Raw genomic sequence first — 25200 nt, forward strand, 5'->3', positions numbered from 1 at the left:
CCGATTGCGGGAATGGACGCAAGCGGGAGTCTTCAGGAAATATCAGTCAAAGTGCAGACGGCCGATATCGCTCCGGACTTGCTTGCCGTCGAAGCGCACCTTGGCCATCTCGCGGTGGGCTCGTTCAAGCGCCTCCTGGCGAGACTCGGACCCTGCCACCACCGCCAAGACACGCCCCCCATTCGTCTCCCAGCCTGCCTCGCCCGAACGGGTGCCCGCATGAAAGACCTCCACCCCCTCCAATTCACCCAATCCACCAATGAGATCCCCCGAGCGGGAGCTAGCGGGATAGCCGGCGGAAGCCGCCACCAGACAAACGCTCCAGAGGGACTGCGTCCGAAGCAGCTCCTCGCGGATTTCCCCTCGCGTCGCTTCCAGAAGATACTGCGCGAGGTCCCCCTCCATGAGCGGCATCACGGCCTGGCACTCCGGATCGCCAAAGCGGCAATTGTATTCCAGCACCTGGGGCCCCTCTTCGGTCAGCATGACGCCGAAGTAGAGAAACCCTCGGTAAGGCAAGCGATCGGCTTGCAGGCCCGCCACTGTTGGCTGCACGATCTTGTTCTCAATCTCGGCCAAAAGAGAGGGCTCGATGAGATCGAGACTGGCCACCGCCCCCATGCCGCCTGTGTTGGGCCCCTCATCCCCATCGCCCAAGCGTTTGTAATCGCGGGCCGGTGAAAAGATTTGGTACGCTCCCCCGCTGACCGCCGCGAAAATGGAAACCTCTGGTCCAGCCAAACACGCTTCGACCAAAACCTGGCCCTCGCCAAAGCGCTTATGCAAGAAGACCTCTTCCAAAAAGGCCTCCGCCTCCTCCGGGTTCCCACAAACGGCCACCCCTTTTCCGGCCGCCAAACCATCGAATTTGAGCACCACCGGAAACCTCTCCAAGGCCTTCTTGCCTTCCTCGTAATCGCTCACCGTGAGGTAATCCGCGGTCGGGATGCCATGGCGCACGAGAAACTCCTTGGCGAAGACCTTGCTGGCTTCCAACTGGGCACTCTCCTTGGGCGGCCCCCAACAGAGCACGCCCTCCCGCTGGCAGAGAGCCGCCAAGCCGTCCCCTTCGACCAACCACTTCTCCTCGCCGGCGATCACCAGATCGATTTTCTCGCTGGCTGCGAAAGCGACCAGCTCCTCCATCGAGTCAGCCGGCACCGGCCGGGCCAGCTCGAAAAGAGCATCGCTTCCCGGCCAGACATAGAGCGCCTCGCAGGCCGGCGACCGCCGCAAACTCCAAGCCAAAGCATGCTCCCGCCCTCCTTTGCCAACCAAAATCGCCTTCATCCCCGTGCCCTAAAACAAGACCCGCATCCGCGCAAGAAAGCCGCGCTAGGATCGCTCCCAGCGGGCCAGGCGCGGGTCCACCACAAAAGGGCCGAAAGGCAGGAGCGCCGCCATCATGACCAAGGCCACTCGCCCGAAAGACCATCGCCGCCGAATCCAGACCGCCAGCAAAGAAAAGCCAAAGGCCAGGAACAAAACCCCGTGCACCCAACCCACCACGTGGACCATGCCCGGTCGATCGAGGAGATACTTGAGCGGCATGGCCACCAACAAAAGCAGCAAATAGGAAAGCCCCTCCGCCTTCCCCAGCCAGCGCAGGAGAGTCACCTCGCCTTGATCTCATCTTGCACCTCCCGCCTTCCCCCGCTTAGCTCTTAGGCCTTCCCTTTTGTCCTCCTCCTCCGATTCCCCCTCGCCCCCCCGCCGCTATCGCAAACGATGGTACGCCACCAAGCGCTTTCGCTTCTCCGCCTTGGCCCTGGTGCTCTCTCTCTGGATCAATGGTCCAGGCATCCGCTGGATCCTGGAAACCTACACCCTCTCCTTGGTGAAAAAACAGGGTCTGGAAGGCACACTCGACTTTAGCGGTTGGCTCCATTCCGGGCTGGGCCTGCGAGATGTTCGCTTGGTCGGTCAGGGCGAAGTGCGCCAAGTTCGCATTGAGCGCTTGCAGCTGAATTGGCGCCTCTGGGAAATCGTGACGGGCCAGCTCCGCGCGGTCACGGCACAAGGCCTTCACTTCGCAGGCCACCTCCCGGCAGGCAAGAAAGAGCCGGCGCTGGCCGAGGAAGCGACCCCGCCCCCAGATCCTCGCGAGACCGTCACGGCCCTCCTGAAAACCCTCTCCTCGCGCCTAGGCCCTCTTCAGCTCGACCTCCAGGACCTCTCCTGCCACCTGACCCAGGGCCAAGACCAGGTCTGGCAACTGGCATCGACCTCCCTCCGACACGAGTCAGGCAGCCGCCAAGTTCTCCTGGAGCTGGGAGAATTCCGCTACCCCGGGGGCCAGCCCCTGCCCGCCCAAACCATCCGGCTCACCTTGGCTGAAGAACGCTTCTCACTCGATCGGATGCAGCTCCCGGGGGCCTGGGTCTTGGAACAGTTTGAATTGACCGCCCCGAGCCCGGAAGCGCTCACCACCAGCCTGGACCTTCGCTACGGCCAGTCCACCTTGCTCTTGCAGAGTAGCGATGGCTTTGACAAGGCCCTCTGCCAACTCTCCGGCCCCCCTTTTCCCTTGAGCCGCGCCCTTTCTGAATTCGGCATACAGGACGTCCGCGGCCAAATCGATTCCCTCCGCCTGGTCGCGACGGGGCTCTTCCCCGATCTCGGCCAAGCCCGGGCCGAGGCGCGCTTGGCGGCCTCGGGCTTGGGCTATCAGGAATGGGAGGCCCCGGAGCTGAGCCTGGCCGGCACCCTGGCTGGGAAAGACTTGGACGGTCGTCTCGAAGCGCTCTTCGAGGACATCCCCCTCACGCTCACGGCCTCTGGAAATCTCGCTCAGCAGGTGGCCCGCCTTCGTCTGCAACTCCCCACTCTCCAGAAGGTGCAAGACTGGGTCGGCCGCCGTTTTCTCGACCTCTCGCCGACCCCGCCCCCGCTCCTCGGCCAAGGCGAGCTTCTGGCGCAAGTCCGCTGGGGAGAAACCATCCACCTTCCAGAAGCCAGCCTCGCCCTCACCTCCCTCAGCGTGGACGGCTCCCCGCTCTCCCCCCTCACCCTCAGCGGCAGCTTCCAAAACCCAGAGGAGTATGCAGGCGCGCTCCAACTCGGCCGCCCAGACGAGACCCTTCTCCAAGCCTCCTTTTCCCAGAGTGCCGCCGGCTACACCGCCCAGATGGCCCTGCTGGAAAAAGGCTGGCCGATCCTCCGTCAGCTCGCGACCGCCTTCGGAGCGAACGCCCTGCCCGAGGGTGACTTGCTCCTCTCTTTCGAGGGAAGCGGCCATCTTGCAGGCGGCAGGCACCGCGGTCAGCTTTCCGCCTCCAGCCCCTCTCTCACGCTGGCCACCGACCTCAGTCCCTCTCTCGGACTCGAGGCCGAGTTCGACTGGCCCCGTTCCGCCACCATCCACAGCCTGCAAGTGGGCCTCGAGCCCGGCACACTCTCGCTGGCCGGTCGCTGGAGCGAAGACCGCCTGCGTTTGAGCCAAGTCGAGGCCACTTTGGCCGATGGCAGCCTGCTCTTGCAAGCCTCCGCCTCCCTGCCCTGCGCTCTCGACGCCACCACCCTCGACCGTTTTCTCAGCCAAGAAGGGGACTTGGACTTGCAAGTGAAGGTGCCTCCCGGCGCCAACGCCCGCTGGGCCCAGTTGGCCCCCACTCTCCCCGCGCTGACCGGGACAGGCGGCCTGCAGCTGGCGCTGGGCGGGACTTGGTCGCGCCCCGAGATCGACGGTTCACTCGACTTGCGTCAGATCGCCCTCCCCGAAAAACCGGAAATCCCGCCATCGGATCTCTTCTTCGCCCTCCAGACCTCTCCGGCGGGCGACCTTCAAGTGACGGGCCGGGCCCAGGCCGATCGGCTCCCGCCGCTCACCCTCGAGGGCCGCTTTCCTCTCCGGCCCTTGGACTGGGTGCCAGGCGATCAGAGCCTCGCGAATTCCCCCATCGACCTCTCCCTCCAATTGCCCCGGGTTGAGCTGGCCGTCTTTCACGGGCTGGCCCCCCAGTTGGAAAGCCTGAGCGGCTCGGCCGAGCTCCAGCTGCGCGCTCGCGGGACCGTGGCCGAGCCTCTCCTCACTGGCTTTGTGAAGGCCGAAGACCTGGCCTACCGCAGCGACCTCGAATCCATCACCGACGTGACCGATGGCGACCTCCATCTGCTTCTCGACGACCGCCAGATCGAAATCGCGGAATGGGTCATCCGGGGAGCCGGCGGGCGGATGGAGATCACGGGCGGAGGTGATTTCACGGACCTGGCCGACCCCGCCTTCGACCTCACCCTCCTCGGCGATCACCTCCTGCTCTGGCGGGACGAGATCGTCTCCGCCCGCGCCAACACCCGGCTCCGTCTCGCAGGTCGTTTGAGCGAATCGCTCCTGAGTGGTCGCCTCGCCCTCGTGGAATCCCTCCTCTTCAAAGACATCAACCTCATACCCTCTGGACCCGCCTTCGGCCTACCCAGCCAGCCCTCCCTCCCCGCCATCCAAGGACCCCCTCCCCCGTCAAGCGATCCCCCGCCCTTTCTCGCGGGCTGTCGCCTGGATGTCCAAGTATTAACCGAGGACCCCCTCCTCATTCGGGGGAACCGCATCCGCGGCCGCATCACCTCGTCCCTCCAAGTGGGCGGCACCCTGGCCGAGCCGCTCCCAGACGGCAGCATTCGCCTAGAAAACGTCTCCGCCCAGCTCCCTTTCAGCCCTCTCGAACTAAAACGAGGGCTCCTCACCTTCTCGCCCGAAGAAGGCTTTCTGCCACGCCTCCAGCTCCGAGCCAGCTCGGAACTCAAGCCCTACCTCATCAACATCTTTGTCGATGGACCCGCCACCTCCCCCGAGTTCACCCTAACCTCCGCCCCGCCCCTGCCCGAATCCGAAATCATGACCCTACTCGCGACCGGCACCACCACCGACGGGCTGACCGACCGGGACGCCGTCTCCGCCAAGGCCCTGCAATTTCTTATCGAAGAACTCCGCCAAGGCAGCTTCCCCTATGGAGGCCTTCTCAGCCAACTCCTCGAACCCTTTCGAGACGTGCAACTGCGGGTCGGCGCTGAAAACCCTTACTCCGGGCAGTCCTCCTCATCGGCGACCGTCGAGATCACCGAAAACCTCCAAGTCACCGGAGCCATCAGCGATGAAAACAGCCCCCGCGGGGTGCTCACTTACCTCTTCCGCTTCCGCTGAATGAAAGGGCTGGCTCTCTTCCTCTTGGCCGCCCTCGGGGCCACGGCTGCGGAACTGCAAGTGGAAGGCTTGCCCGAAGCCAAGGTCAACGCCCTGCGCCAGGAATTGGGCGGACGCTTGGACTTCATCCTGGAGCGCCCCGCCACCGCCTTCCGGGCCAGCGATGCCGCCTTCCTCTTCGAACGGCGGCTGCACCAGCAGGGCTATCGCACCACCGAAGTGGACTGGGACTTCGATGCCGCAGCCAACCTCATCCGCCTGAGCGTCGACCTCCAAACCCGTTACTCCTGGAAAGAAGTCCTGGTGGAAGGCGCGGCCACCCCTGAGGAGTCAAACCGCCTGAGAGGCCTCTTCCTCCTCCCGGCGAACGAACGCAACCAACTCGGCGGCGGCGACCCGCCCTTTCTCCCGGGCGATATCGATGAAGGCCTCTCCCTCCTGCGCGCGGACTTCAAAAGCCGCGGCTACTGGGAAGCCACAGTCGCGCTCCTGGAGCGCACCTTGGCAGAAAACGGAAGCGTCTCAGCCCGCCTCCAAGTCACCTCCGGCCCTCTTTTTTCCCTCAGCCGTCCCCAGATCAAAGGCCCCTCTGGCATTCCTCGGGCCGAGCTGGAAGCACCGATTCAGGACCTCATCGGCCAAGTCGCCGACACACCGAACCTGAATGCGCTCCGCTTCCGGCTCCAAAAGCTCTACGCCAATGCCGGCTACCAATTCGCGACCGTGGCTCTTCAAACCGAAAAAAAAGGCCAACAGCTCCAGCCAACTCTCCTCGTCGACTCGGGCCAGCAATTTGTCGTCGGCCAGATCCGCTTGGAGGGCCTCGCTCTCACGAATCCGAGACGCGTGCAGGCTCAATATGCCTCCCTCCCCGGCCAAGCCTACCAGGTGGAAGCCGTTCAGGAAATCGACCGTCGACTCCTCGGGACCGGGGCCTTTCGCTCGCTCAGCCGCCAACTTCAGCCCCAGGACGACGGCACCCTCGACCTCCTCGTCCAGTTCGAGGAATCCGAGACCACGAGCATCGCGCTCCACGGCGGCTTTGGCACCTTTGAAGGCCTCATCCTCGGGGCCGACTACCGCCTGACCAACTTGGCCGGAGAACTCTGGCGCCTGACCGTAGGCTTCGAAGTCACCAATCGCGGCCTCCTCGGCGAAACCCGCCTCACCAACCCCCTCTTCTTCAACACCCCGCTCCGCTTCGACGCCCGTCTCTTCGGCATCACCCGGGATAATGAAGGCTACACCAAAGCCGAGACTGGCCTCGACTTCCATTGGCGCTACGACTTCACCGCCGCGCACACCATCGACGCCGGTCTCCACGCCTCTTTTGTGACGGTCGAAGAAGACGGACTTCCCGCGAGCGTCCTCGGGCCGACCGACTTCGCAGACCTGGCCCTCTCACTCAGGAACATTTGGGATTGGCGAAACGACCCCATCTCCCCCAAAAAAGGCAGCTACGTCTCCTGGGACCTCGTGCTGGGCTCGACGCTCGCCAGCCGCTCCGCCCCCTACCTGCGCAGCGAATGGGAACTGGGTCACTACCGCCCGCTGACAGAGAAAAGCTACCTCGCCGCCAAAATCCGGACCGGGCTCATCGCGGGGAGCGACCTGGAGAGCGATCTGCCCATCGACCGCCGTTTCTTCCTCGGTGGCCCCGGCAGCGTCCGCTCCTTTCCCCAGCGCGAACTCGGTCCCCTCGTAAACAACCTCCCCACGGGCGGACTAGGTCACTGGTCCAGTAGCCTGGAATACATCCGCACCCTGGTCGGCCCGGTCCAAGCAGTCCTCTTCACCGACGCCGGGGCCCTCAGCGCGGACATGGCCTTCTGGGAGGCCGAGGAAATCGAGCTCGCCCTGGGGGCTGGCCTCCGGCTCGACCTCCCGATCGGCCCCGCCCGCCTTGAGTATGGTCACAACCTCACCCAAGACGAAGACGACCCCGAGGGCGCCATCCACTTCACCTTCGGCTTCGAGTTTTAAGGAGCGAATGGGGCGTTATACCAAGCTGCAGAATTGGCTGGTAGAATGGCCGAGTGGATTTCGGGCCAGACCAAGGCGCGACGAGGGCGCGTGCACTCCACCTCGTGCCACCCGGCCCCTGCTCGCCCCCCTCTTCCCCGGCCGAACTCTCAAAAGAGAGGTGGCGGGATCTCCACGCCATCGATCTCCGCATCCCGCCCTTTGCCAAAACGCTTGTCTTTCTGGTAGGTTTCGGGAAGCGCGGCTCGCCACTTGTCCGCCTTTTTCGCGAGCCGCTCCGTGATCTCAGGAAACGCGCTCGCCACATTCTGGCTCTCGCTAATGTCTTTCGAAAGGTCGTAGAGGAGCGGACCATTTTTGGACTCATGAAACTTCCAATCGCCGGCCCGGATGGAGACTCCTGCGCCGGGAGAGGAAGGGCGCCAATAGAGATCAGAGGCTCGCTCAGCTGGACCGCTCAACCAGACTCGGGAGAGGTCTTCCCCATCGAGATTTTCCGGCAGAGACGGCAGGCCCGTGATCCGGCCCAAAGTCGGCAGCCAATCGAGAAAAGAAGTCACACTCTCCTCATCGATCCGGCCCGCGGGGACCTTGCCCGGCCAGCGAATGATGAAGGGCACCCGAACCCCCCCTTCGAATTGATTCCCCTTGTAACCCCGCAAGGGACCGGCGTAGCCCAGCATGTGCTCAGCGAAGTCCCGCTCGCGATTTTCGTTCTGCGGCCCGTGGTCGCTTGAGAAAACCAAAATGGTGTTCTCAGCGATTCCCAAGCGCTCGAGGGTTTCCATGATGCGGCCCACGTTTTTGTCGATCCCGTAGACGTCCGCCACATACTGCGTCATGGAGTCTTGGAGATCCGGCTTCCAAGACTGGCTGCGATCAAAGCGTTCCTGGATCAGTTCCGAGAAATCAGCCCGATCAAAAGGGATCTCGCCGAACTCCGCGATCAGCTCGGGGTAGGCCTCCACCGGGTAGTGGGTGCTGTGCCCCCAGACGTTGGCGTAGAAAGGCTGGCCGGACTTGGCCATTCGCTCGATGAAATCGATTGCTCGGTCAGTGAGCGGCTCGTCGCGGGACGGGGTATGGAAGCTATTGCGGTTGTTGCTCTCCGAAAAAACCTCGTCGTAGCCGTAGGTTCCGGGCGACTCATCAGGTCCCATGTGCCACTTCCCGAAGTGCCCGGTGGCATAGCCATGGTCTTTCAAAAGCTGGGTAATGGTCGGCTGCTCTCCCGTTCCATAATGCCCGGGATAGTGAGGATACCTCGCGGGATGCACTCCCGTCATGAGCCCAGCTCGGCTGGGCGCGCAGGTGACCCCGGCCACATAATGCTGTAAGAAGGCGGTGCCTTCTTTGGCCAACTGGTCGATGTGAGGGGTTTTCGCGTAGGGGTGGCCCATGAAGGCGAGGTCGCCGTAGCCCAAGTCATCCGCGAGGTAGAGAATGATGTTGGGCGGCTGGGCAGCCCACACGGGCAACGCGCCGGCTAGCCAAGTCAGGGCCGCAGCCAAGCAGACACGGACAGGACGGAGGAAAAGGCAATCTGGGGGGGATGGGTTCATGGGATCCACCCCTATACCGCGGAAGACAGCCATTTTGTTCAAAGTGGCTTCATTTCTCGCCACCCAGCCCTACCAAGCGCTCTCCGTCTCCCAGCTCTCCAACAACTCCCCGGGGATGTCCTCTAGAAACGAGGAAGGCCGCTGGATGACGTCTCCACTAAAGCTGCCCGGCCACAGAAAGGGATAGGTCAGATACAGCTCATCCTTGGCCCGGGTCAGGGCCACATAAAAAAGCCGCCGTTCTTCTTCCATGCCCTCTTCGTCGCCCTGATCGGCCACTCGCGAGCTCGGGAACATGCCCTCGGCCAGCCAAACCAGGAAGACCACCCGCCACTCCAAGCCTTTCGCCTGGTGGACCGAACTGAGGGTCACGGCCTCCTTGTCCTGCTCTTTCTTACCGTCCGAGAGGGTGTCGGCCCCCGTGGTGAGCGAAAGCTGGGCCAGGAATTCGTCTAGCGTGGCGAACTGCTCGGCGTAGATCATCAGTTGCTCGAGGTCCTGGCGACGATTGTCGTAGTTGGGAAACTTGCTCCGCATGTAGTCGTCATAGCTGGCCTCGATCACCGAATAAATCATGGCGCGGGGCGGGGCCGGCTTTCCCCCGGGCACCAACTCGTCCATGGTATGAGCAAACTGCTCCCAACCCTTCCTGGCCTTCGGTGGCGTCTTGAAGCGGAGTAGGCTCTTGGAAAATGATTCGGGCAAGCCCTCCAGAGTCTCCGCGATCGCCAGCCAACTCGTCCAAAGCTGGTCGGCGGTTTTGCTGCCAATGCCCGGGAGCATGCGGGCAATCCGTTTGAAGCTCACTTCGTCCTTGGGATTGACCGCAAAGCGCAGGTAGGAGGCCACGTCTTTGACATGGGCCTGCTCGAAGAATCGCAAGCCGCTCGTGATCTGGAAGGGGATGCCCCGATTGGTCAGCTCCATCTGGATCTCCATGGAGTGGTAGTGCGCCCGGTAGAGCACCGCCATTTCTTCCAGCTCGATTCCCTCGTCCCGCAGCTCGAGAATCCGCTGCCCCACAAACTGGGCCTGAACCGTGGTGTCCGCCAGGGGCACGAGGGCGGGCTTGTTCTCGCCAGCTTCCCGCCAAGCCTTGAGGTTTTTGGCGAACTGGCGGGTGTTGACCGCGATGGCCGCGTTGGCGGCCGCCAGGATTTCAGGGCGGCTGCGATAGTTGGTCTCGATCTTGTGAACCCTCGCCTTGGGGTAGCGCTTCGGGAATTCCAGAATGTTCTCGAAGTTGGCCCCTCGCCACGAGTAAATGGACTGCGCGTCGTCGCCCACCACCATGAGACTCTCGTGCTTGGCCGCCAAGAGGTCCACCAGCTCACTTTGGATGCGATTGGTGTCCTGATACTCGTCCACCAGAAGAAACTGGAACTTCCGCTGGTAAAGCTGCCGGAGGTCCTCCTGCTCTCGGAGAAGCCGGTGGGGCAAAATCAGCAGATCATCGAAATCCGCGCTGTTGGTGGCCAGCTTCTTCTTTTGGAAGCGACCCGCAATGCCTTCGATGGCCGACTTGAAATGGGCAAAATACTCGTAGCGCCACTCCAAGACATCCCCGACTGCCTCTCCGCAATTTTGCGAGTAGCTCAGGAGATCGATGAGGACTTCAGGCTTGGGAAAGCGGACCGCCTTGGGATCAATCTCACTTTCGGCGATGCAGGCCGCCATCAAGTCCTTTTGGTCCTCTCGATCGAGGATGGAAAAATTGGGCTCGAGGCCGCAGCGCTCCCCGTGACGACGCAAAAACCGCGCTCCAAAACTGTGAAAGGTGCCGCTCACGAGCGAGGTGGTGTCGTGGGAAACCAGTTCCTGGACCCGTTCCAACATCTCGCGCGCGGCCTTGTTCGTGAAGGTCAGCAGAAGAATGGCATCCGGCCGAATGCCGTTGTCCAGGAGGTAGGCGACCCGGTAGGTCAGCGTGCGCGTCTTGCCGGAACCCGCGCCTGCGATCACCAAAGCCGGGCCCGGAGGCGACGTGACGGCTGCCAATTGCTCGTCATTCAGTTCCGCGCGGTAGTCAATGCCACTCGTCCCGCTGGGACGGGCCGGTTCGATCCGATAGCTGCGAGCCATGTCGTGCTCTACGCTTTCGTCTGGCGGTCTGCTTCGTCGATCGATTTTCCATCATCCACCTTGGCGGTGAATTCCTGGAATTTCGCCAACTCTTTCTTAATCACCGGCAGCAGCAGGTAGACGCCGAGCAGATTGGCGAAAGACATGCTAAAGAGCATGGCGTCGGAAAAGTCGATGACCTCGCCCGGAGACATGGCCGCTCCCAAAATGATGACGGCGCAGAAGAGAACCTTAAAGACTAGATCCGCCGTCAACGACTTGCCAAAAAGAAACTTCCAGGCCTGCAGCCCATAGTAGGACCAGGTAATGAGCGTCGAGAGGGCGAAGAGGATGACGGCCGCCGAGAGCACATAAGAAAACCAGGGAATGACGGAGGCGAAGGAATCCGAGGTGATGGTCACCCCATCCATGCCCTCGTTCAGATAATCTCCCGTCACCACCACCACCAGCGCCGTCATGCTGCAAATCACGACCGTATCCACAAAGGGCTCTAAGAGCGCCACCAAGCCCTCGCTGGCCGGGTAACGGGTTTTGACAGCCGCGTGGGCGATGGGAGCCGAGCCGATTCCCGCCTCGTTGGAGAAGGCGGCTCGTCGGATGCCTTGCAGCAGGGTGCCGATCAGACCACCCGCCAACGCATTCCCAGAGAAAGCGCTTGAGAAGATCAATCCCATGGTGGCCGGGATCTCGCCCAAGTGACTTCCGAGAACAATGAAGCAACCCACCAGGTAAACCACCGTCATCAGCGGAACCAACTTGGCGGTTGTCTTCCCAATGCGGGAAATGCCTCCGATGATGACCAAGCCCACCAAAATCGCCACCACCAGGCCCACCACCCAACGAAACCCTTCCACGCCCTCGCCGGCCACGTTCACAAACTGGGAGGTTGCCTGATTGATCTGAAACATATTGCCGCCGCCAAAGGAGGCTCCAATGGCGCACACACAAAAAAGAACCCCGAGGGTTTTCCCGAGCGGTCCCAAGCCCCGCTCGGCCAAACCACGGGTCAGATACATCATGGGACCCCCGTGCACTTTGCCATCGCGATCGATGCAACGGTATTTCACTCCCAGGGTGCACTCAGCGAACTTGCTCGTCATGCCGAAGAGGCCCATGACCAACATCCAGAAGGCGGCCCCTGGTCCCCCTACGCTGATCGCGATGGCCACCCCAGCGATATTCCCTAAGCCGACCGTGCCAGAGACCGCCGCCGTCAAGGCTTGGAAATGCGTGATTTCTCCCGGATCGTCTTCTTTAGAGTATTTGCCGCGGACCGTTTTTAACGCGAGACCGAAGGCCCGAAAGTTGATGAACTTGAAAAAGATCGTGAGAAAGATCGCCCCTCCTGCCAGCCAGAGCAACACAAACGGAATAGCCAATTCCACCTTCTCGCCATCCGCCTCCACCTCGCCCTTCCAGACATCAAAAAAGACCACCTTGGAAATGGCGGCGGTGTAGGGAGCCACCGCTTGATTGATCTTCTCATCGACCGTTTCGGCGGGAGCTTCTTCGGCCATGGAAGGGGTGGCCAAAACAAGGCTTGAAATACCGATAATGAGATTCATTCGCAATAGTAGATGCATATAAAAAGGACAGGATAATACAGTGAAAAATAGGGACGCAAGGGGTCTTTGGCAATCTAAGAGTCGAGGAAAACACAAAAGGGTCCCTTCCTGCAAAATTTGCACAACTTTCCCCTTCATCCCCTTGCATTCACGGCCCGTAATGGCTAATCAGACATAAGTGCCCTGCCCCCTTTCATGACGCTGATTCAATCCTCCCTCGCTTTTTGGCAGTCCTCGATCGGCAAGAAAGTGGTCGTCGCTCTCACGGGTGCCTTCTTGGTCTTTTTCCTACTGGGTCACCTTTCGGGAAACCTCCTTATTTATGCTGGCCCAGCCGCCTTCAATGACTACGCCTACTTCCTTCACCATATGGGCCATGGTGCTGGGATCTGGGCCTTTCGGATTATTTTTCTCGCGGCCATTGTAGCGCATATTGTGGCGACCGTTCAACTCACCAGAAAGAACCGAGGGGCCAGGCCCTCTTATCAGGTAAAGAAAACCAGCCGCACCACCCGCAATGCTCAAATCATGATCTGGAGTGGCATCACGATTTTGGTGTTTTTTGTATACCACATTCTTCATTTCACCGTTCGGGTGGGAAATGAATACAACGATCCCAGCATCTACGGTTGGGACCTCGAACACAAGGTGCCCCTCTCCGCCGAAGAGGCCGCCGCTTCCGACCATTCGGCTCACAATGCTTGGCTCATGGTGGTGCATGGCTTCCAATGGTGGCCCGCCAGTGCCTTCTACGTGGTGGGAATGACCCTGCTCTGCTCCCATCTCAGCCACGGGATTGCCTCCATCTTCCAGACGCTCGGGGTCCGCTCGCGCAAAAGCTCGGACCTCATCGAGAAAACCTCCAAATTCATTTCGATCGCGCTCTACCTCGGTTTCATCAGCATCCCGATCGCCATCCTCTTCGGCTTTGTCTCTGCCTGAACCCGTCTCACGAAACTTCTCTCATGATCGCCACTCGCCACGACTTCCCCAGCAATCGAACCCCGGTCGTGGCGCGAGAAGGCGCCGAAACGAGCGAAACCACCCGCCGTCTTTCGGATGTCCCCTCCTCGGCAGCGCCTTCCGGCCCGCTCTCCGACAAGTGGACCAAGCACCGCCAGGACTCCAAGCTCATCAACCCGAACAACAAGCGGAAATTCAAAGTGATCGTGGTAGGCTCCGGCTTGGCGGGCGGAGCGGCCGCCGCCACCCTGGCCGAACTCGGCTACCAAGTGTCCTGTTTCTGTTACCAGGACAGCCCTCGCCGTGCCCACTCCATCGCGGCCCAAGGCGGGATCAACGGGGCCAAAAACTACCGCAATGATGGCGACTCCATCTACCGGCTGTTCTACGACACCATCAAAGGGGGCGACTTCCGGTCACGTGAAGCCAATGTCCATCGGCTGGCCGAGGTCTCCAATAGTATCATCGATCAATGCGTGGCGGCCGGCGTGCCCTTCGCCCGTGAGTATGGCGGCCTGCTCGACAACCGCTCCTTCGGCGGGGCCCAAGTCAGCCGGACCTTCTACGCTCGTGGCCAAACCGGCCAACAGCTCTTGATTGGCTGCTACCAGGCCTTGGAAAAGGAAATTCAAAAGGGCGGGGTCAAGATGTTCCCCCGCACCGAAATGCTCGACCTGGTGGTGGTCGATGGCCACGCCAAGGGCATCGTCGTGCGCAACATGGTCACGGGGGAAATCTCCTCCCACGCGGCCGACACTGTCCTCTTGGCCACCGGAGGATATGGCAATGTCTTCTTTCTCTCGACCAATGCGAAGGGCTGCAACGTGACCGCCGCCTACCGCGCCTACAAAAAAGGCGCTTACATGTCGAATCCCTGCTACACCCAGATTCACCCCACCTGCATACCGGTGAGTGGAGACTACCAATCCAAGCTCACTTTGATGTCCGAGTCGCTCCGGAATGACGGCCGGATTTGGGTCCCAAAAGACGCCGCCATCGCCGACAAAATCCGGCGAGGTGAGATGACGGCGGCGGAGGTCGCCGAAGAGGAAAGGGATTATTACCTCGAGAGAAAGTATCCCTCCTTCGGCAATCTCGCCCCTCGGGACATTTCCTCCCGCTCGGCCAAAGAGGCCTGCGACGAGGGCCGAGGGGTCGCCCCCACCGGTCTGGGTGTCTACCTCGATTTCTCCGATCGCATTCGCGATTTGGGCGAAGACACCATCCGGGCCCGCTACGGCAACCTCTTCCAAATGTATGAGAAGATCGCCGGGACCAATCCTTATCAGGAGCCCATGCAAATCTATCCCGCGGTCCACTACACCATGGGCGGCCTCTGGGTGGATTACAACCTGATGTCGAACGTTCCCGGCCTGCACGTTTTGGGCGAAGCCAACTTCTCAGATCATGGCGCCAATCGCCTGGGCGCCAGCGCTCTCATGCAAGGCTTGGCCGATGGCTACTTCGTCATCCCCGTCACGATCGCCAACTACCTCGTGACGCAAACCCCTGGCACCGTCACGACCTCCCATCCTGAATTCAAGGCCGCCGAGGCCAAGGCCAAGGCACAGACCAGCCAACTACTGGGAATCAAAGGCCGACGCAGCGTGGATGACTTCCACCGCGAACTCGGCCTGCTGGTTTGGGACAAATGCGGCATGGCTCGCAACCAGGCCGGATTGGAGGAAGCCATCCAAAAAATCCCCGCCATCCGGGAGGAATTCTGGGAAAACGTGAAAGTCCCCGGCAGCGGAGAGCAGCTCAATCAGGAACTGGAAAAAGCGGGGCGCGTGGCGGACTTCCTGGAGTTTGGCGAGCTGCTCTGTCGCGATGCCCACATGCGAGAGGAGTCCTGCGGCGGTCACTTCCGCGAGGAACATCAATACACCGAGGACGATGAGATCGTGAAGTCCGGCTATCTCTCCCCAGGAGAGGCCAAGCGGGATGATGAAAACTATTCCTTTGTCTCCGCTTGGGAGCACGATGGCGAGAACCAAGAGCCCACCCTCCACCGGGAGTGGCTGGACTTTGAAGAAGTCGAAATGAGCACACGCAGCTACAAATAACTCACCCCATGGCCAAACTGAACCTCACGCTCAAAGTCTGGCGTCAAAATGGTCCGAGTGACCCAGGACGCATCCAAAGCTATGACGCCCCGGGTATCCCGCGGGAAGCATCCTTCCTCGAAATGCTCGACATCGTGAATGAGGGCATCATTCAATCGGGAGAAGAACCCATCCACTTCGATCACGACTGCCGAGAAGGCATTTGCGGGACCTGTTCTCTCACCATCAACGGCATCCCCCACGGACCCGAAAAGGCCATCACCGCCTGCCAGCTCCACATGCGCAAATTCCGGGATGGCGATACCATCTGGATTGAGCCCTTCCGAGCCAACGCCTTTCCCGTCATCAAGGACCTCGTGGTGGACCGGAGCGCCTTTGACCGAATCATCGCCTCCGGGGGCTACATTGACGTCCGCACGGGCTCCGCCCCGGATGCCAACGCCAACCCCATCCCGAAAAACGCGGCCGACGCCGCCTTCGACGCCGCCGCTTGCATCGGCTGCGGAGCCTGCGTCGCCTCCTGCCCGAACGCTTCCGCCATGCTCTTTGTCAGCGCCAAAGCCGCTCACCTGAACCTCCTTCCGCAAGGCAAGCCGGAGAAGGACAAACGCACCCTCTCCATGGTCCGCACCATGGACGGGGAGGGCTTCGGCAACTGCACCAACCACTACGAGTGCGAGGCCGTCTGTCCTAAATCCATCAGCGCGGACAACATCGCCAAGCTCAACCGGGATTACTGGGCCGCTTCTGGAAAAGAAGTCGCGCTCACGGTCTGAATCCAGACCGTCCGCTAGGGCTGCCCTTCCAGCAGATCGTAAAAAGCCTCTTCCTCCAAGGCTTCGCTACGACCGTCCGCGTAGACGACCGCCCTCTGGTTGTCCAAGGCCCGAGGGGAGGCCACCATCAACTCTTGCGGATCGCTCAAGGAAGAGCCGGCCGCGAAATAGAGGAACGCCTCTCCCTCCCTCGTCAGCCAGACCGCGGGATCCTCGATCAGCCCCGCCGCCTCGATTTCCCGTAGCGATTCCGGTGCCCGCCCCTCCTCCGCGGCGAAGACGATGATCGCGATCGCAATCTGGCGCAGCTTGGCTTCCTCCTCGCTCAGCTTGGCTCGTTCCGTAATCGAATTGTAGACCGGCCAGCTCAGCCCCGACAAGGCCGCCACCGAAACCAAGCTATTGAACCCGGGCTTGAGGATATTCCTCCGGTGGGAAAAGGGCGCGTTCGAAGCCGTGACAAAGCCCTCCGGCACAATGGCCGTGACGCTCGCGAAAAAGCTATCACGCCGGAAGACCGGCAGCAGCCGATCGATCAAAATGCTCTCGACCGCTCGGACACTCTCCTTGGAAACCGGCAGGGCCTCCTGGTAGCCCTGTTCATCCAAAATGGCCGAAAAAAGAAGCCACAGCTCCTCATTGAACGCTCGCGAAAGATAGACCAAAGAAAGCCCCTGCCCCGGCAAGCCCTCGGTCGCGGCCACGAAGTCGGCATCCTCGATCAGCGGGGCCTCTTTCTCGAGCGCCGCCTCCAGATATTCCTCTCTCGAGGCCAGAAAAAGTCGCTCCGTCCGGTGATCCCGCGCCAGCACCGGGGACCAGAAACCGGTCGGTCCGGGGAGAGGCGGCACACTCAGGGAAAGAAATTCCAGCTCTCCCTTCCGCCAATTCTTGCCCGCTCCCTCCCTCGTCTCCATCTGGACGATCTTGGGAAAGAGCGGCCCCAGGCCCTCCACCGCCACCAGCCCATCCAGCACCGGCATGCTGACATCAGCAAAGCCCGGGACACCCGCCGTCATGCGCTGGTCGAAATCCAGCACCATCGTGATGCGGGTGTTGGAGAAGGCATAGATTTCTTCGCGCGAGAAGGGGCTTTCTCCCAGATCCCTCTCAATCTGCGACCACAGCAAATCTTCCCCCCCTTCGATCCCCAGGCTCTCGACGTAGCGACTAAAGCGACCCAAGGCCTCTCCCAGCTTCAGCTCGAACTCCACAATGACATCCGCCCCACCGGGAGCGATCTCGTAGGCCGCGAAAGGTCGGGAATCCGTTCCGAAAAGCGTCTGCACCCCTTCAAAGCCTTCTCCGGTTAGCAGCATGGATCGGTTATGATACATACCATTTTCCATGCGACGGGAACTCTTCCCAAGCGCCTTCACTTCGGTCAGACCGAACTCGCGAAACAGCTCGATCGCGTCGAAACGATCGGCGACTGACTCCCGATACAAAAGCAAGGCCGGCTTCACGATGGCATTCAAGTCCTCTCCCAGTCGCTCGAACTCCCCTTCCACATCCGCGAAGACCAGCGCCGCATCCCCCATCTCGACGTACTCCAAAATCGCCTCCAGCGTGGGAGACAGTTTCTTCCGCTCGCTCTCAGGCACCCGCAGCACCTCGATGGTTTTGATAATGGGATCTTGGGGAGCCCAAGGCTCCCACAGCAAGACCCCACCCGCCAAGCCCAAAAGAGCGATCCCGAGGCCGAAATAAAAAGGCTTGGAACTCGGCTTGGCTACCGTGGATTGGTCGGCGCTCATTGCTCGAAAAAGGAGGAGACTTCCCCTGGATGAGACACCACCTGGGCGGCCCCGGACGCTAGCAACTCGGGCTTCTCTCGAAATCCCCACGTCACCCCCAGCGGCATCATCCCAGCTGAAACAGCCGTCTGCATATCGGTATTGGTATCACCCAGATAGAGAATTTCCGAAGGAGAGAGGTGCAGGTCGGCCGCCATTTGAAGGGCGCTCGTTGGGTCGGGCTTCCGTGGAACGCCCTCCCGCTGGCCCACCACGAAGGCAAAGCTCCACTTCGCCAAAAGACGATCCACAAACTGCACCGTAAACGCATGCAGCTTATTCGACAGCACGCAGATCGGCAGCTCGCGAGCCACCAGCTCGTCCAAAAGCTCGGGAATTCCCTCGTAAGGCCGGGAACTCGTCGGCCAAAAACGGGCATAACCTTCCTTGAAGGACTGAACGCATTCCTGAACAAGTGCTGGGTTGCCCTTTTCCGGAGGCAGCGCACGGGCCAAAAGTTCTCCCACCCCATCGCCCGCAAAAGTCCGGTAGGCCTCCCTGGGATGCGTCGGAAAGCCCTTCTCCTCGAGGACGGCATTGGCCGTGTCGGCGATTCCCTCCAGGGTATCCAGGAGGGTTCCATCCAGATCGAAAATGACCGCACGTGGAACCTTCATCCTAGGAGAGCGGTGCCAAAAAAGTCCTGCATGACCTCCGCATACACCTCCTGTTTGAATCGGGGAAGCCATTTCTCTTGGAAGCCCGCGGGCTCGATCCAACGGACGGCGCGAAACTCCGCTCCTCCCGTCTCGAGCTGGAAAATCGGATCCGGCTCCCGGAGACCACAAAGAAAGTAAGTCTGTTCCTGCCCGGCATAGGTTCCGAAAGCCAGTTGTCCTTCGGGAAAGCGATAGCGATACCCCCCTCGCTCTTCCAGGATTTCGTAGGCCGATGGCGAGAGACCCAGCTCCTCCTCCACCTCTCGCAGGAGCGCTTCCCGCCCCGTCTCGCCCTCTTCCACCCCTCCTTGAGGAAACTGCCAAGCACCCGCCACATCGATGCGTTCGCCCACCAAAATCTCCCCCCGAACATTTCGGAGGATGACGGCCACACAGGGACGGAATCGATCAATCATCACAGGACAGTGGGTTCTTCCTCTCCTTCCACCGACCGAAAGTGCAAGAACCATGCTGCTTTTCCGGGGAAAACGGTGCGCTCCCCCCCACCCGCAGCTGCCGGACGGGGCCGAACGGAAAGGTGCTTGCGCCAGATTGCCGCTCCGGCATAGTTCGCCCTGACTCGGAAAAGCATGATCATCGCAGTTGACGGAATGGGGGGCGACCATGCCCCCGAAGCAGTCGTGGGGGGAGTGAAACTCGCGCTCGATCGGCTGAAGGGGATCAAAAAATTGTTGCTCGTGGGCCACGAAACTCGCTTGCAGGCCGAACTCGACCGACAAAGCGTCCGCAGCCCGCGAGTCGAACTGGTCCCCTCCCACAGCGTCGTGGAAATGACCGACCTCTCGACGGCCGCCGTCCGCAGCAAAAAAGACTCCTCGGTCACCGTGGCGGCCGACCTCGTGAAAAAAGGCCAGGCTCAAGCGCTGGTGAGCGCGGGCCACACCGGCGCCTCGGTCGCCGTCACCTCCGTGAAATGGCGCACTCTCCCAGGCGTGGAACGCCCCGGAATCGCCTCTCCCATGCCGGCCGAACACGGCATCACCAGCCTTCTCGACGCCGGGGCCAATGTCGAAGCCAAGCCCCTTCACCTGCTTCACTACGGCATCATGGGGAGCGTCTATGCCCGCCAGATCTACGGAGTGGCCAAGCCGAAAGTGGGCCTCATGTCCGTGGGTGAAGAAGACCACAAAGGCAGCGACTTCACCCGGGAGGTCTTCCATCTGCTGAAAGAGACGGATCTGCATTTTGTCGGCAATGTGGAAGGCCGGGACATCCTCAACGGCGGCCTCGACGTCATTGTAACCGATGGCTTCACCGGCAATGTCGTCCTCAAAACCGTCGAAGGCACCGCCAAAGCCGTGGGCGGTTGGCTCAAAACCGAACTCCGCGCCAATCCCCTCCGCCTTCTGGGTGCCCTCCTCGCTCGGGGCGCTTTCTCGGCCGTCAAGGCGCGCGGCAATTACGAAACCTACGGAGGCAGCCCCTTGCTGGGGGTCCGCGGAGTCTGCATCATCGGACACGGCGGTAGTTCTCCCCTGGCCGTCATGAACGCCATCCGCGTGGCGGGCGAAGCCGTCCAGCAAGCCGTCAACCCCCAGATCGAAGACGAAATCCAACGATTCCATGCCTGATTCCGCTCTCCCCCCGGTCCAATTCGTCGGCACCGGTAGCTACCTCCCGGAGCAAATGCTCACCAATGGAGACCTCGAAAAAATGGTCGAGACCTCCGATGAATGGATCACCGCCCGCACCGGCATCAAGGAACGTCGCCTGGCCGCCGAAAACCAGGCCACCAGCGACCTCGCGACCCAAGCCGCCCTCGCCGCCCTCGATGACGCGGGTCTGACGGCCGAAGACCTCGACCTCATCCTCCTCGCGACCATTAGCGCCGACATGTTTTTCCCCAGCACCGCCTGCCTGGTCCAGAAGAATCTGGGGGCCACCCGGGCCTTCGCCTTCGACCTCTCCGCCGCCTGCTCCGGCTTCCTCTACGGGGTCGACCTCGCCAAACGCTACCTCGAAACCGGCGGGGCCCAGACCGTCATGGTCATCGGTGCCGAAAAGCTCTCCAGCCAAGTGAACTGGGAGGACCGCAACACCTGCGTGCTCTTTGGCGATGGCGCGGGCGCCGCCATCCTGCAACGAGGAGACGAAAGCACCGGCCGGGTCCTCTCCACCGTCATGGGCAGCGATGGCAGGCAGGCCGACATCCTCAAAGTCCCCGCCGGCGGCAGCGCCCTCCCCATCACCCCACAAGTGGCCGAGCAAAAACTCAACACCATCTACATGGCTGGGCGCGAAGTCTACAAACTGGCTGTGACCGCCATGCGGGACGCCGCCCTCGAAGCCATTCAGGCCGCGGGCCTGACTGCTGAGGACATCGCCATGGTCATTCCCCACCAGGCCAATCTCCGCATCATTGAAGCCATCAACGATCGCCTCGGCATCCCCAAAGAGCGCTGCTTCGTCAATCTCGAAAAATACGGGAACACCTCCGCCGCCGCCATCGCCATCGCTCTCGACGAAGCCGCCAAAAGCGGCGCCATCCAGCGCGGGGACAAAGTCTGCCTCGTCGTCTTCGGCGCCGGCCTCACCTGGGCCGCCAGCGTCGTCGAATGGTAAGCTCCCCTCCTCGATCCGCTCCCCACCCCACCCCTTTTCAAGAAACTCCCCCGCAAAAAAGCCACCTCGCTACCCGTAAATCCCTCATGCAAACCAAACCCGCCCTCCTCGCCCTCAGTCTCGCCCTCGTTCTCCCCCTGGCCGCCGAAGAAGAGGGCTTCCTCTCCCTCTTTGATGGCGAAAGCTTCGCCGGTTGGAAAATCGCCGAGAACCCCGAAGCCTTCACCATTCAAGACGGAGCCATCGTCGCCAATGGCACCCGCGCCCACGCCTTCTACGTCGGAGAGGGGGGCCAAGCAAACTTCAACCAATTTGAACTTCGCCTCGAAGTCCTGACCCTCCCGAACTCCAATGGCGGCATCTTCATCCACTCCGCCTGGCTCGAAGAAGGCTGGCCCTCCGGATACGAAATCCAAGTCTGCAATACCCAACGCGATTGGCGGAAATCGGGCAGCCTCTTCAATATCGTCCACAATGAAATCCCCTTCGAAGACAACACTTGGATGGAATATGTCATCCGGGTTCAGAAAGGCCGGATCTTCGTCAGCGTCAACGATCAAGTCCTCGTCAACTACACCCCGCAGAAAGAAGCCAGCCGCCTTCTCCCGGAAGGCGGGGCCCTCTCTTTGCAAGCCCACGACCCCGGCAGCACCGTCCACTACCGCAATCTTCGGATCAAGCCGCTCGACTAGCGCCCTCGCCCCTTGCCGTCCCAGATCGGCCCCAGCCCCTGCCCGCCGCTGCGAGAGCCCCGAGCCCGGCGCTCCCTTCATGCTCATCGACTCTCACTGCCACCTCGGCTCCCACCGCTTCCAAGAATCGGAAATCGCTGACCTCCTGGCCCGGGCTCGGGCCCGCCAGGTCACCCAGCTCCTCACCCTCGCGACCTCTCTCAGCGACGCGAAAACCAACCTCGCCCTCGCCCAGGCCTACCCCGCCGTTTCTAGTTGTCTCGGCCTCCACCCCACCGAGGTGACCGAGGTGCCCGAAGACGCCGTCGACCATCTCGACCGGCTCTTCCGAGAAGCGCCCCACCTGGTGGCCGCCGTGGGAGAAACCGGCCTCGACTACTACCACCCCGCCCCGCCCGGCTGGAGCGAGCCCGCTTACCACGCCCGCCAACAAGCCTTTCTCCGCCAGCACTTTGTCTGGGCCGCGCGCGTCCATCGCCCCCTCGTCCTCCACACGCGCGACCGCCAGGGAGATGCCTCGTTCCAAGACGCCCTCGCCCTCTACCGGGAATTCGCCTCCGAAGTCCGCGCCATCTTCCACTGCTTCCCAGGCCCGCCGGAAAACGCCCGCGCCGTCCTCGACCTGGGCGGCCTCGTCTCCTTCACCGGCAATCTCACCTTCAAAAAAGCCCACCTCATCCGCGAAACCCTCCTCAGCCTGAAACCCGGGGAATACCTCTTGGAAACCGACAGCCCCTACCTCGCACCCGTCCCCCACCGAGGAAAGCGCAATGAACCGGCCTACGTCCGCGACATCGCCCACTTTGCGGCGGAGCTTCTCGATCGCCCCTGGGAGCAAATCGCCCACGAAACCAGCCAAGCCGCCCGAGCCTTCTTCCATCTTCCCTAAGCCCTCGAAAAATGGGGTCTTCCTTTTCAAATTCCCCTCTCCAGCCCTAATGAGTAAACACGTCTCAGAAAGAGCCGCCCCGTTCACCGCTCAAGAACCTCCCAGCGCTCAGGGCTCTCCCCACTGAAACCCAGCAAACTCTCCATGATCCGCACCCGCTTCGCACCGTCCCCCACCGGCTACCTCCACATCGGCGGAGTGCGCACCGCCCTCTTCAATTGGCTCTACGCCCGGCAAAAGGGCGGCCAATTTCTCCTCCGCTTGGAAGACACGGACGCCACGCGCAACACCCCGGAAGCCATCGCTGCCATTTACGAAGGACTCCGTTGGCTCGGCCTGGACTGGGATGAAGGTCCGGAAAAGGGAGGCCCTCACGGCCCCTACTGCCAAAGCGAACGGGGGGCCATCTATGACGAATGGTTCGAAAAACTGCTGGCCGCCGACCGAGTCTACCAAGAAGACGGCGCCTGGCGCTTTCGCTTCAAGCGCCAAGTCGTGACCCTATCGGATCAGATTTGTGGCGAAGTGGCCTTCGACTTCCAGGCCCAGGCCGCCATCTCCCCCGACATGACCCTCAAGCGGCCGGACGGCAGCTACATCTTTCACTTCACGAACGTGGTCGACGACCTCACCATGGGCATCACCCATGTCCTCCGGGCCGAAGACCACCTCTCGAATACCCACAAACACTTGCAGCTCATCGAAGCCCTGGGAGAGCCACCGCCCGTCTACGCCCACGCCCCGCTCATCCTCAATGGAGATGGTTCCAAAATGAGCAAGCGGGACACCGGCGCCGCCCTCAAAGACTACATCGAAGAAGGCTTCCTCCCCGCCGCCGTGCTCAACTTCACCGCGCTCCTCGGCTGGTCGCCCAAAGACGACAGCGAACTCCTCACCTTGCCAGAGCTGACCGAGCGCTTCAGCCTGGCCGCCATCAGTCGCTCGGGAGCCAAGTGCGACCTCGAAAAAGCCCGTTGGATGAACGGAGAATACCTCAAAGCCCTCAGCCCCGAAGCCCTGGCAGAAAAAGCCGCCCACGCCTTCGACCGAGCGGGCTTGCCCCAGGGAGACCGCGTCCTGGTGGCCAAATTGGTCCAGGAAAAAATCCGGACCTTCCGCGACCTCAAAGACTGGCTCCCCTTCTTCACCGAAGACGCGCCCCCACTGAGCGAACCCGCCCACCAGAAAGCCTTCCGCAAAGAAGGCGCCTCCGCCCTCGCCCAAGGCATCCGCCAAACTCTCGTCGACTGCGCGGACTGGACCGCCCCCGGCCTCAAAGCGGCCCTCGCCACCTTCGCCGAAGCCCAAGGGCTCAAAATCGGCAAAGTCATGTTCCCCACCCGTGTCCTCACCACCGGGGCCGATCACGGCCCGGACTTGCTGCCACTTTTGGAATACCTCGGCCAAGCGCGCACCGTAAAGCGAGCCGAACACATCCTCTCCACCAGCGCAGGCCTCTCCTCCACTTCCTGACCCACCGGCGGGCGACAGGCCCCTTCCTTCTCGGCACCTCTCATGACCTTAGACCACCTGAAAACCTGGGCCGACCAGCCTCTCGACCCCCCCGCCAGACTGGCCGTCATTGGCGATCCAGTGCGCCACTCCAAATCGCCCGCCATGATGCAGCCGGCCATCGACGCCCTCGGACATTCGCTCCAATACGTCGCCCTCCAAGTCGCCGAAGGGGCCGTCGCCACCTGCATCGACCTCATGCGCCAAGCCGACTTCCTCGGTACCAACGTCACCGTACCCCACAAATTCGCCGCCTTGGAAGCCTGCGATGAGCTGGACGAAAGCGCCCGCCAGCTGGGAGCCGTCAACACCATCCTCTTCCAAGATGGTCTCACCTACGGCTTCAATACCGACGGCCCCGGCTACGTCCGGGCCATTCGAGAAGACTTTCAGATCGACCTCCGGGACCTCCGCGTCCTCATCCTGGGAGCTGGCGGAGGAGCCGGGGCCGCCCTGGCCCGCCAATGTGCCCTCGAAGGCTGTGAGCGGATCGTGCTGGCCAACCGAACCCTGGAAAAGGCCGAGGCCGTCGCCCGAGACTGCCGCACGCTCTACCGGAGTGAACATCTCGAAGGCCCCATGGACCGCATCTTGGCCATCCCCCTGGAAGACCTCCCACTGCGGGAGCAACTGGAGTTCACCGACCTCGTCATCCAGGCCACCTCCATCGGGCTCAAGCCGACTGACCCTAGCCCGCTCTCCCCCAGCCTCCTCTCACCGCACCTCCTGGTCAGCGACCTCATCTACCGGGACACCAAGCTCCTGCGAGCGGCCCACCAGGCCGGCTGCCGAATCGCCAACGGCCAAACCCTCCTCCTCCACCAAGGCGCCCTCGCTTTCACCCACTGGTTCGGCCAAGAGCCCGATCTTCGAGCCATGCGGGCGTGCTTGACGTGAATCCAGGCCTAATACCAAGCTGCAGAATTCACTGGTAG

19 protein-coding genes are annotated in these 25200 nt (G+C 61.7%); 11 read left to right on the top strand and 8 right to left on the bottom strand.

The features are described from left to right. Positions 1 to 42: 42 nt before the first annotated feature. Both purD and AAF555_04350 read right to left on the bottom strand, forming a co-directional pair. Positions 43 to 1290: a phosphoribosylamine--glycine ligase gene (purD, locus tag AAF555_04345; protein MEM6910792.1), complete on the bottom strand. Its 1248-nt coding sequence runs from the start codon at positions 1288 to 1290 to the stop codon at positions 43 to 45. Positions 1291 to 1335: 45 nt separating this feature from the next. After that, on the bottom strand, positions 1336 to 1617 hold the full coding sequence (locus AAF555_04350; protein ID MEM6910793.1) for a DUF3817 domain-containing protein: 282 nt from the start codon (positions 1615 to 1617) through the stop codon (positions 1336 to 1338). A gap of 61 nt (positions 1618 to 1678) precedes the next feature. On the opposite strand from AAF555_04350, the gene AAF555_04355 reads away from it, so the two are divergent. Further along, positions 1679 to 5137, top strand: a complete 3459-nt coding sequence (locus AAF555_04355) for a translocation/assembly module TamB domain-containing protein (GenBank protein ID MEM6910794.1) — start codon at positions 1679 to 1681, stop codon at positions 5135 to 5137. Next, positions 5138 to 7120 carry a BamA/TamA family outer membrane protein gene (locus AAF555_04360; GenBank protein MEM6910795.1) on the top strand — a complete coding sequence of 661 codons (1983 nt, stop codon included), beginning with the start codon at positions 5138 to 5140 and terminating at the stop codon, positions 7118 to 7120. It begins immediately after the preceding gene. 149 nt (positions 7121 to 7269) lie between these two features. On the opposite strand, the gene AAF555_04365 is transcribed toward AAF555_04360, so the two are convergent. From AAF555_04365 to AAF555_04375, 3 genes are all read right to left on the bottom strand, one after another. Then, positions 7270 to 8682 (bottom strand): sulfatase-like hydrolase/transferase, encoded by a 1413-nt coding sequence (locus AAF555_04365; GenBank protein MEM6910796.1) that lies wholly within the window; start codon positions 8680 to 8682, stop codon positions 7270 to 7272. Positions 8683 to 8751: 69 nt separating this feature from the next. Next, the gene (locus tag AAF555_04370; GenBank protein ID MEM6910797.1) at positions 8752 to 10764 is read right to left on the bottom strand and encodes an ATP-dependent helicase; all 2013 of its coding nucleotides are present in this window, start codon (positions 10762 to 10764) and stop codon (positions 8752 to 8754) included. Positions 10765 to 10772: 8 nt separating this feature from the next. Next, a complete protein-coding gene (locus AAF555_04375) occupies positions 10773 to 12281 on the bottom strand; it encodes an alanine/glycine:cation symporter family protein (GenBank protein ID MEM6910798.1) in 1509 nt (502 codons plus the stop codon). Between the two features lie 243 nt (positions 12282 to 12524). Here AAF555_04375 and AAF555_04380 point away from each other — a divergent pair, with 243 nt between their 5' ends. The 3 genes from AAF555_04380 to AAF555_04390 are packed head-to-tail and all read left to right on the top strand — an operon-like array spanning position 12525 to position 16134. Beyond that, positions 12525 to 13271, top strand: coding sequence for a succinate dehydrogenase cytochrome b subunit (locus AAF555_04380; protein MEM6910799.1), 747 nt, complete (start codon positions 12525 to 12527; stop codon positions 13269 to 13271). Between the two features lie 23 nt (positions 13272 to 13294). Continuing rightward, entirely contained in the window at positions 13295 to 15358 is a 2064-nt protein-coding gene (locus AAF555_04385; GenBank protein MEM6910800.1) for a fumarate reductase/succinate dehydrogenase flavoprotein subunit, read from the top strand. Positions 15359 to 15366: 8 nt separating this feature from the next. Further along, positions 15367 to 16134, top strand: coding sequence for a succinate dehydrogenase/fumarate reductase iron-sulfur subunit (locus AAF555_04390; protein MEM6910801.1), 768 nt, complete (start codon positions 15367 to 15369; stop codon positions 16132 to 16134). A 14-nt stretch (positions 16135 to 16148) separates the two neighbouring features. Here the strand turns inward: AAF555_04390 and AAF555_04395 are convergent, their stop codons facing one another. From AAF555_04395 to AAF555_04405, 3 genes are read right to left on the bottom strand one after another with little or no spacing between them, the layout of a single operon-like run. Beyond that, complete coding sequence (locus AAF555_04395; protein ID MEM6910802.1) at positions 16149 to 17891, bottom strand: hypothetical protein; 1743 nt, start codon at positions 17889 to 17891, stop codon at positions 16149 to 16151. Continuing rightward, positions 17888 to 18547: an HAD family hydrolase gene (locus AAF555_04400; GenBank protein ID MEM6910803.1), complete on the bottom strand. Its 660-nt coding sequence runs from the start codon at positions 18545 to 18547 to the stop codon at positions 17888 to 17890. Before AAF555_04400 ends, AAF555_04395 begins: the two co-directional genes overlap by 4 nt. After that, complete coding sequence (locus AAF555_04405) at positions 18544 to 19005, bottom strand: NUDIX domain-containing protein (protein MEM6910804.1); 462 nt, start codon at positions 19003 to 19005, stop codon at positions 18544 to 18546. The genes AAF555_04400 and AAF555_04405 overlap by 4 nt, the downstream gene beginning before the upstream one ends. Before the next feature lie 174 nt (positions 19006 to 19179). Here AAF555_04405 and plsX point away from each other — a divergent pair, with 174 nt between their 5' ends. The 6 genes from plsX (at position 19180) to aroE (ending at position 25162) form a co-directional block, all read left to right on the top strand. Then, positions 19180 to 20181 (top strand): phosphate acyltransferase PlsX, encoded by a 1002-nt coding sequence (gene plsX, locus AAF555_04410; GenBank protein ID MEM6910805.1) that lies wholly within the window; start codon positions 19180 to 19182, stop codon positions 20179 to 20181. Then, positions 20174 to 21172: a beta-ketoacyl-ACP synthase III gene (locus tag AAF555_04415; GenBank protein MEM6910806.1), complete on the top strand. Its 999-nt coding sequence runs from the start codon at positions 20174 to 20176 to the stop codon at positions 21170 to 21172. Before plsX ends, AAF555_04415 begins: the two co-directional genes overlap by 8 nt. Positions 21173 to 21258: 86 nt before the next feature. Further along, complete coding sequence (locus AAF555_04420) at positions 21259 to 21864, top strand: DUF1080 domain-containing protein (protein ID MEM6910807.1); 606 nt, start codon at positions 21259 to 21261, stop codon at positions 21862 to 21864. Between the two features lie 79 nt (positions 21865 to 21943). Further along, positions 21944 to 22753, top strand: a complete 810-nt coding sequence (locus AAF555_04425; protein ID MEM6910808.1) for a TatD family hydrolase — start codon at positions 21944 to 21946, stop codon at positions 22751 to 22753. Between the two features lie 144 nt (positions 22754 to 22897). After that, entirely contained in the window at positions 22898 to 24226 is a 1329-nt protein-coding gene (locus AAF555_04430; protein ID MEM6910809.1) for a glutamate--tRNA ligase family protein, read from the top strand. Between the two features lie 42 nt (positions 24227 to 24268). Continuing rightward, the gene (gene aroE / locus AAF555_04435; protein MEM6910810.1) at positions 24269 to 25162 is read left to right on the top strand and encodes a shikimate dehydrogenase; all 894 of its coding nucleotides are present in this window, start codon (positions 24269 to 24271) and stop codon (positions 25160 to 25162) included. Positions 25163 to 25200 lie beyond the last annotated feature (38 nt).

It is taken from the genome of Verrucomicrobiota bacterium (genome assembly GCA_039027815.1).
Lineage (GTDB): Bacteria > Verrucomicrobiota > Verrucomicrobiia > Verrucomicrobiales > JBCCJK01 > JBCCJK01.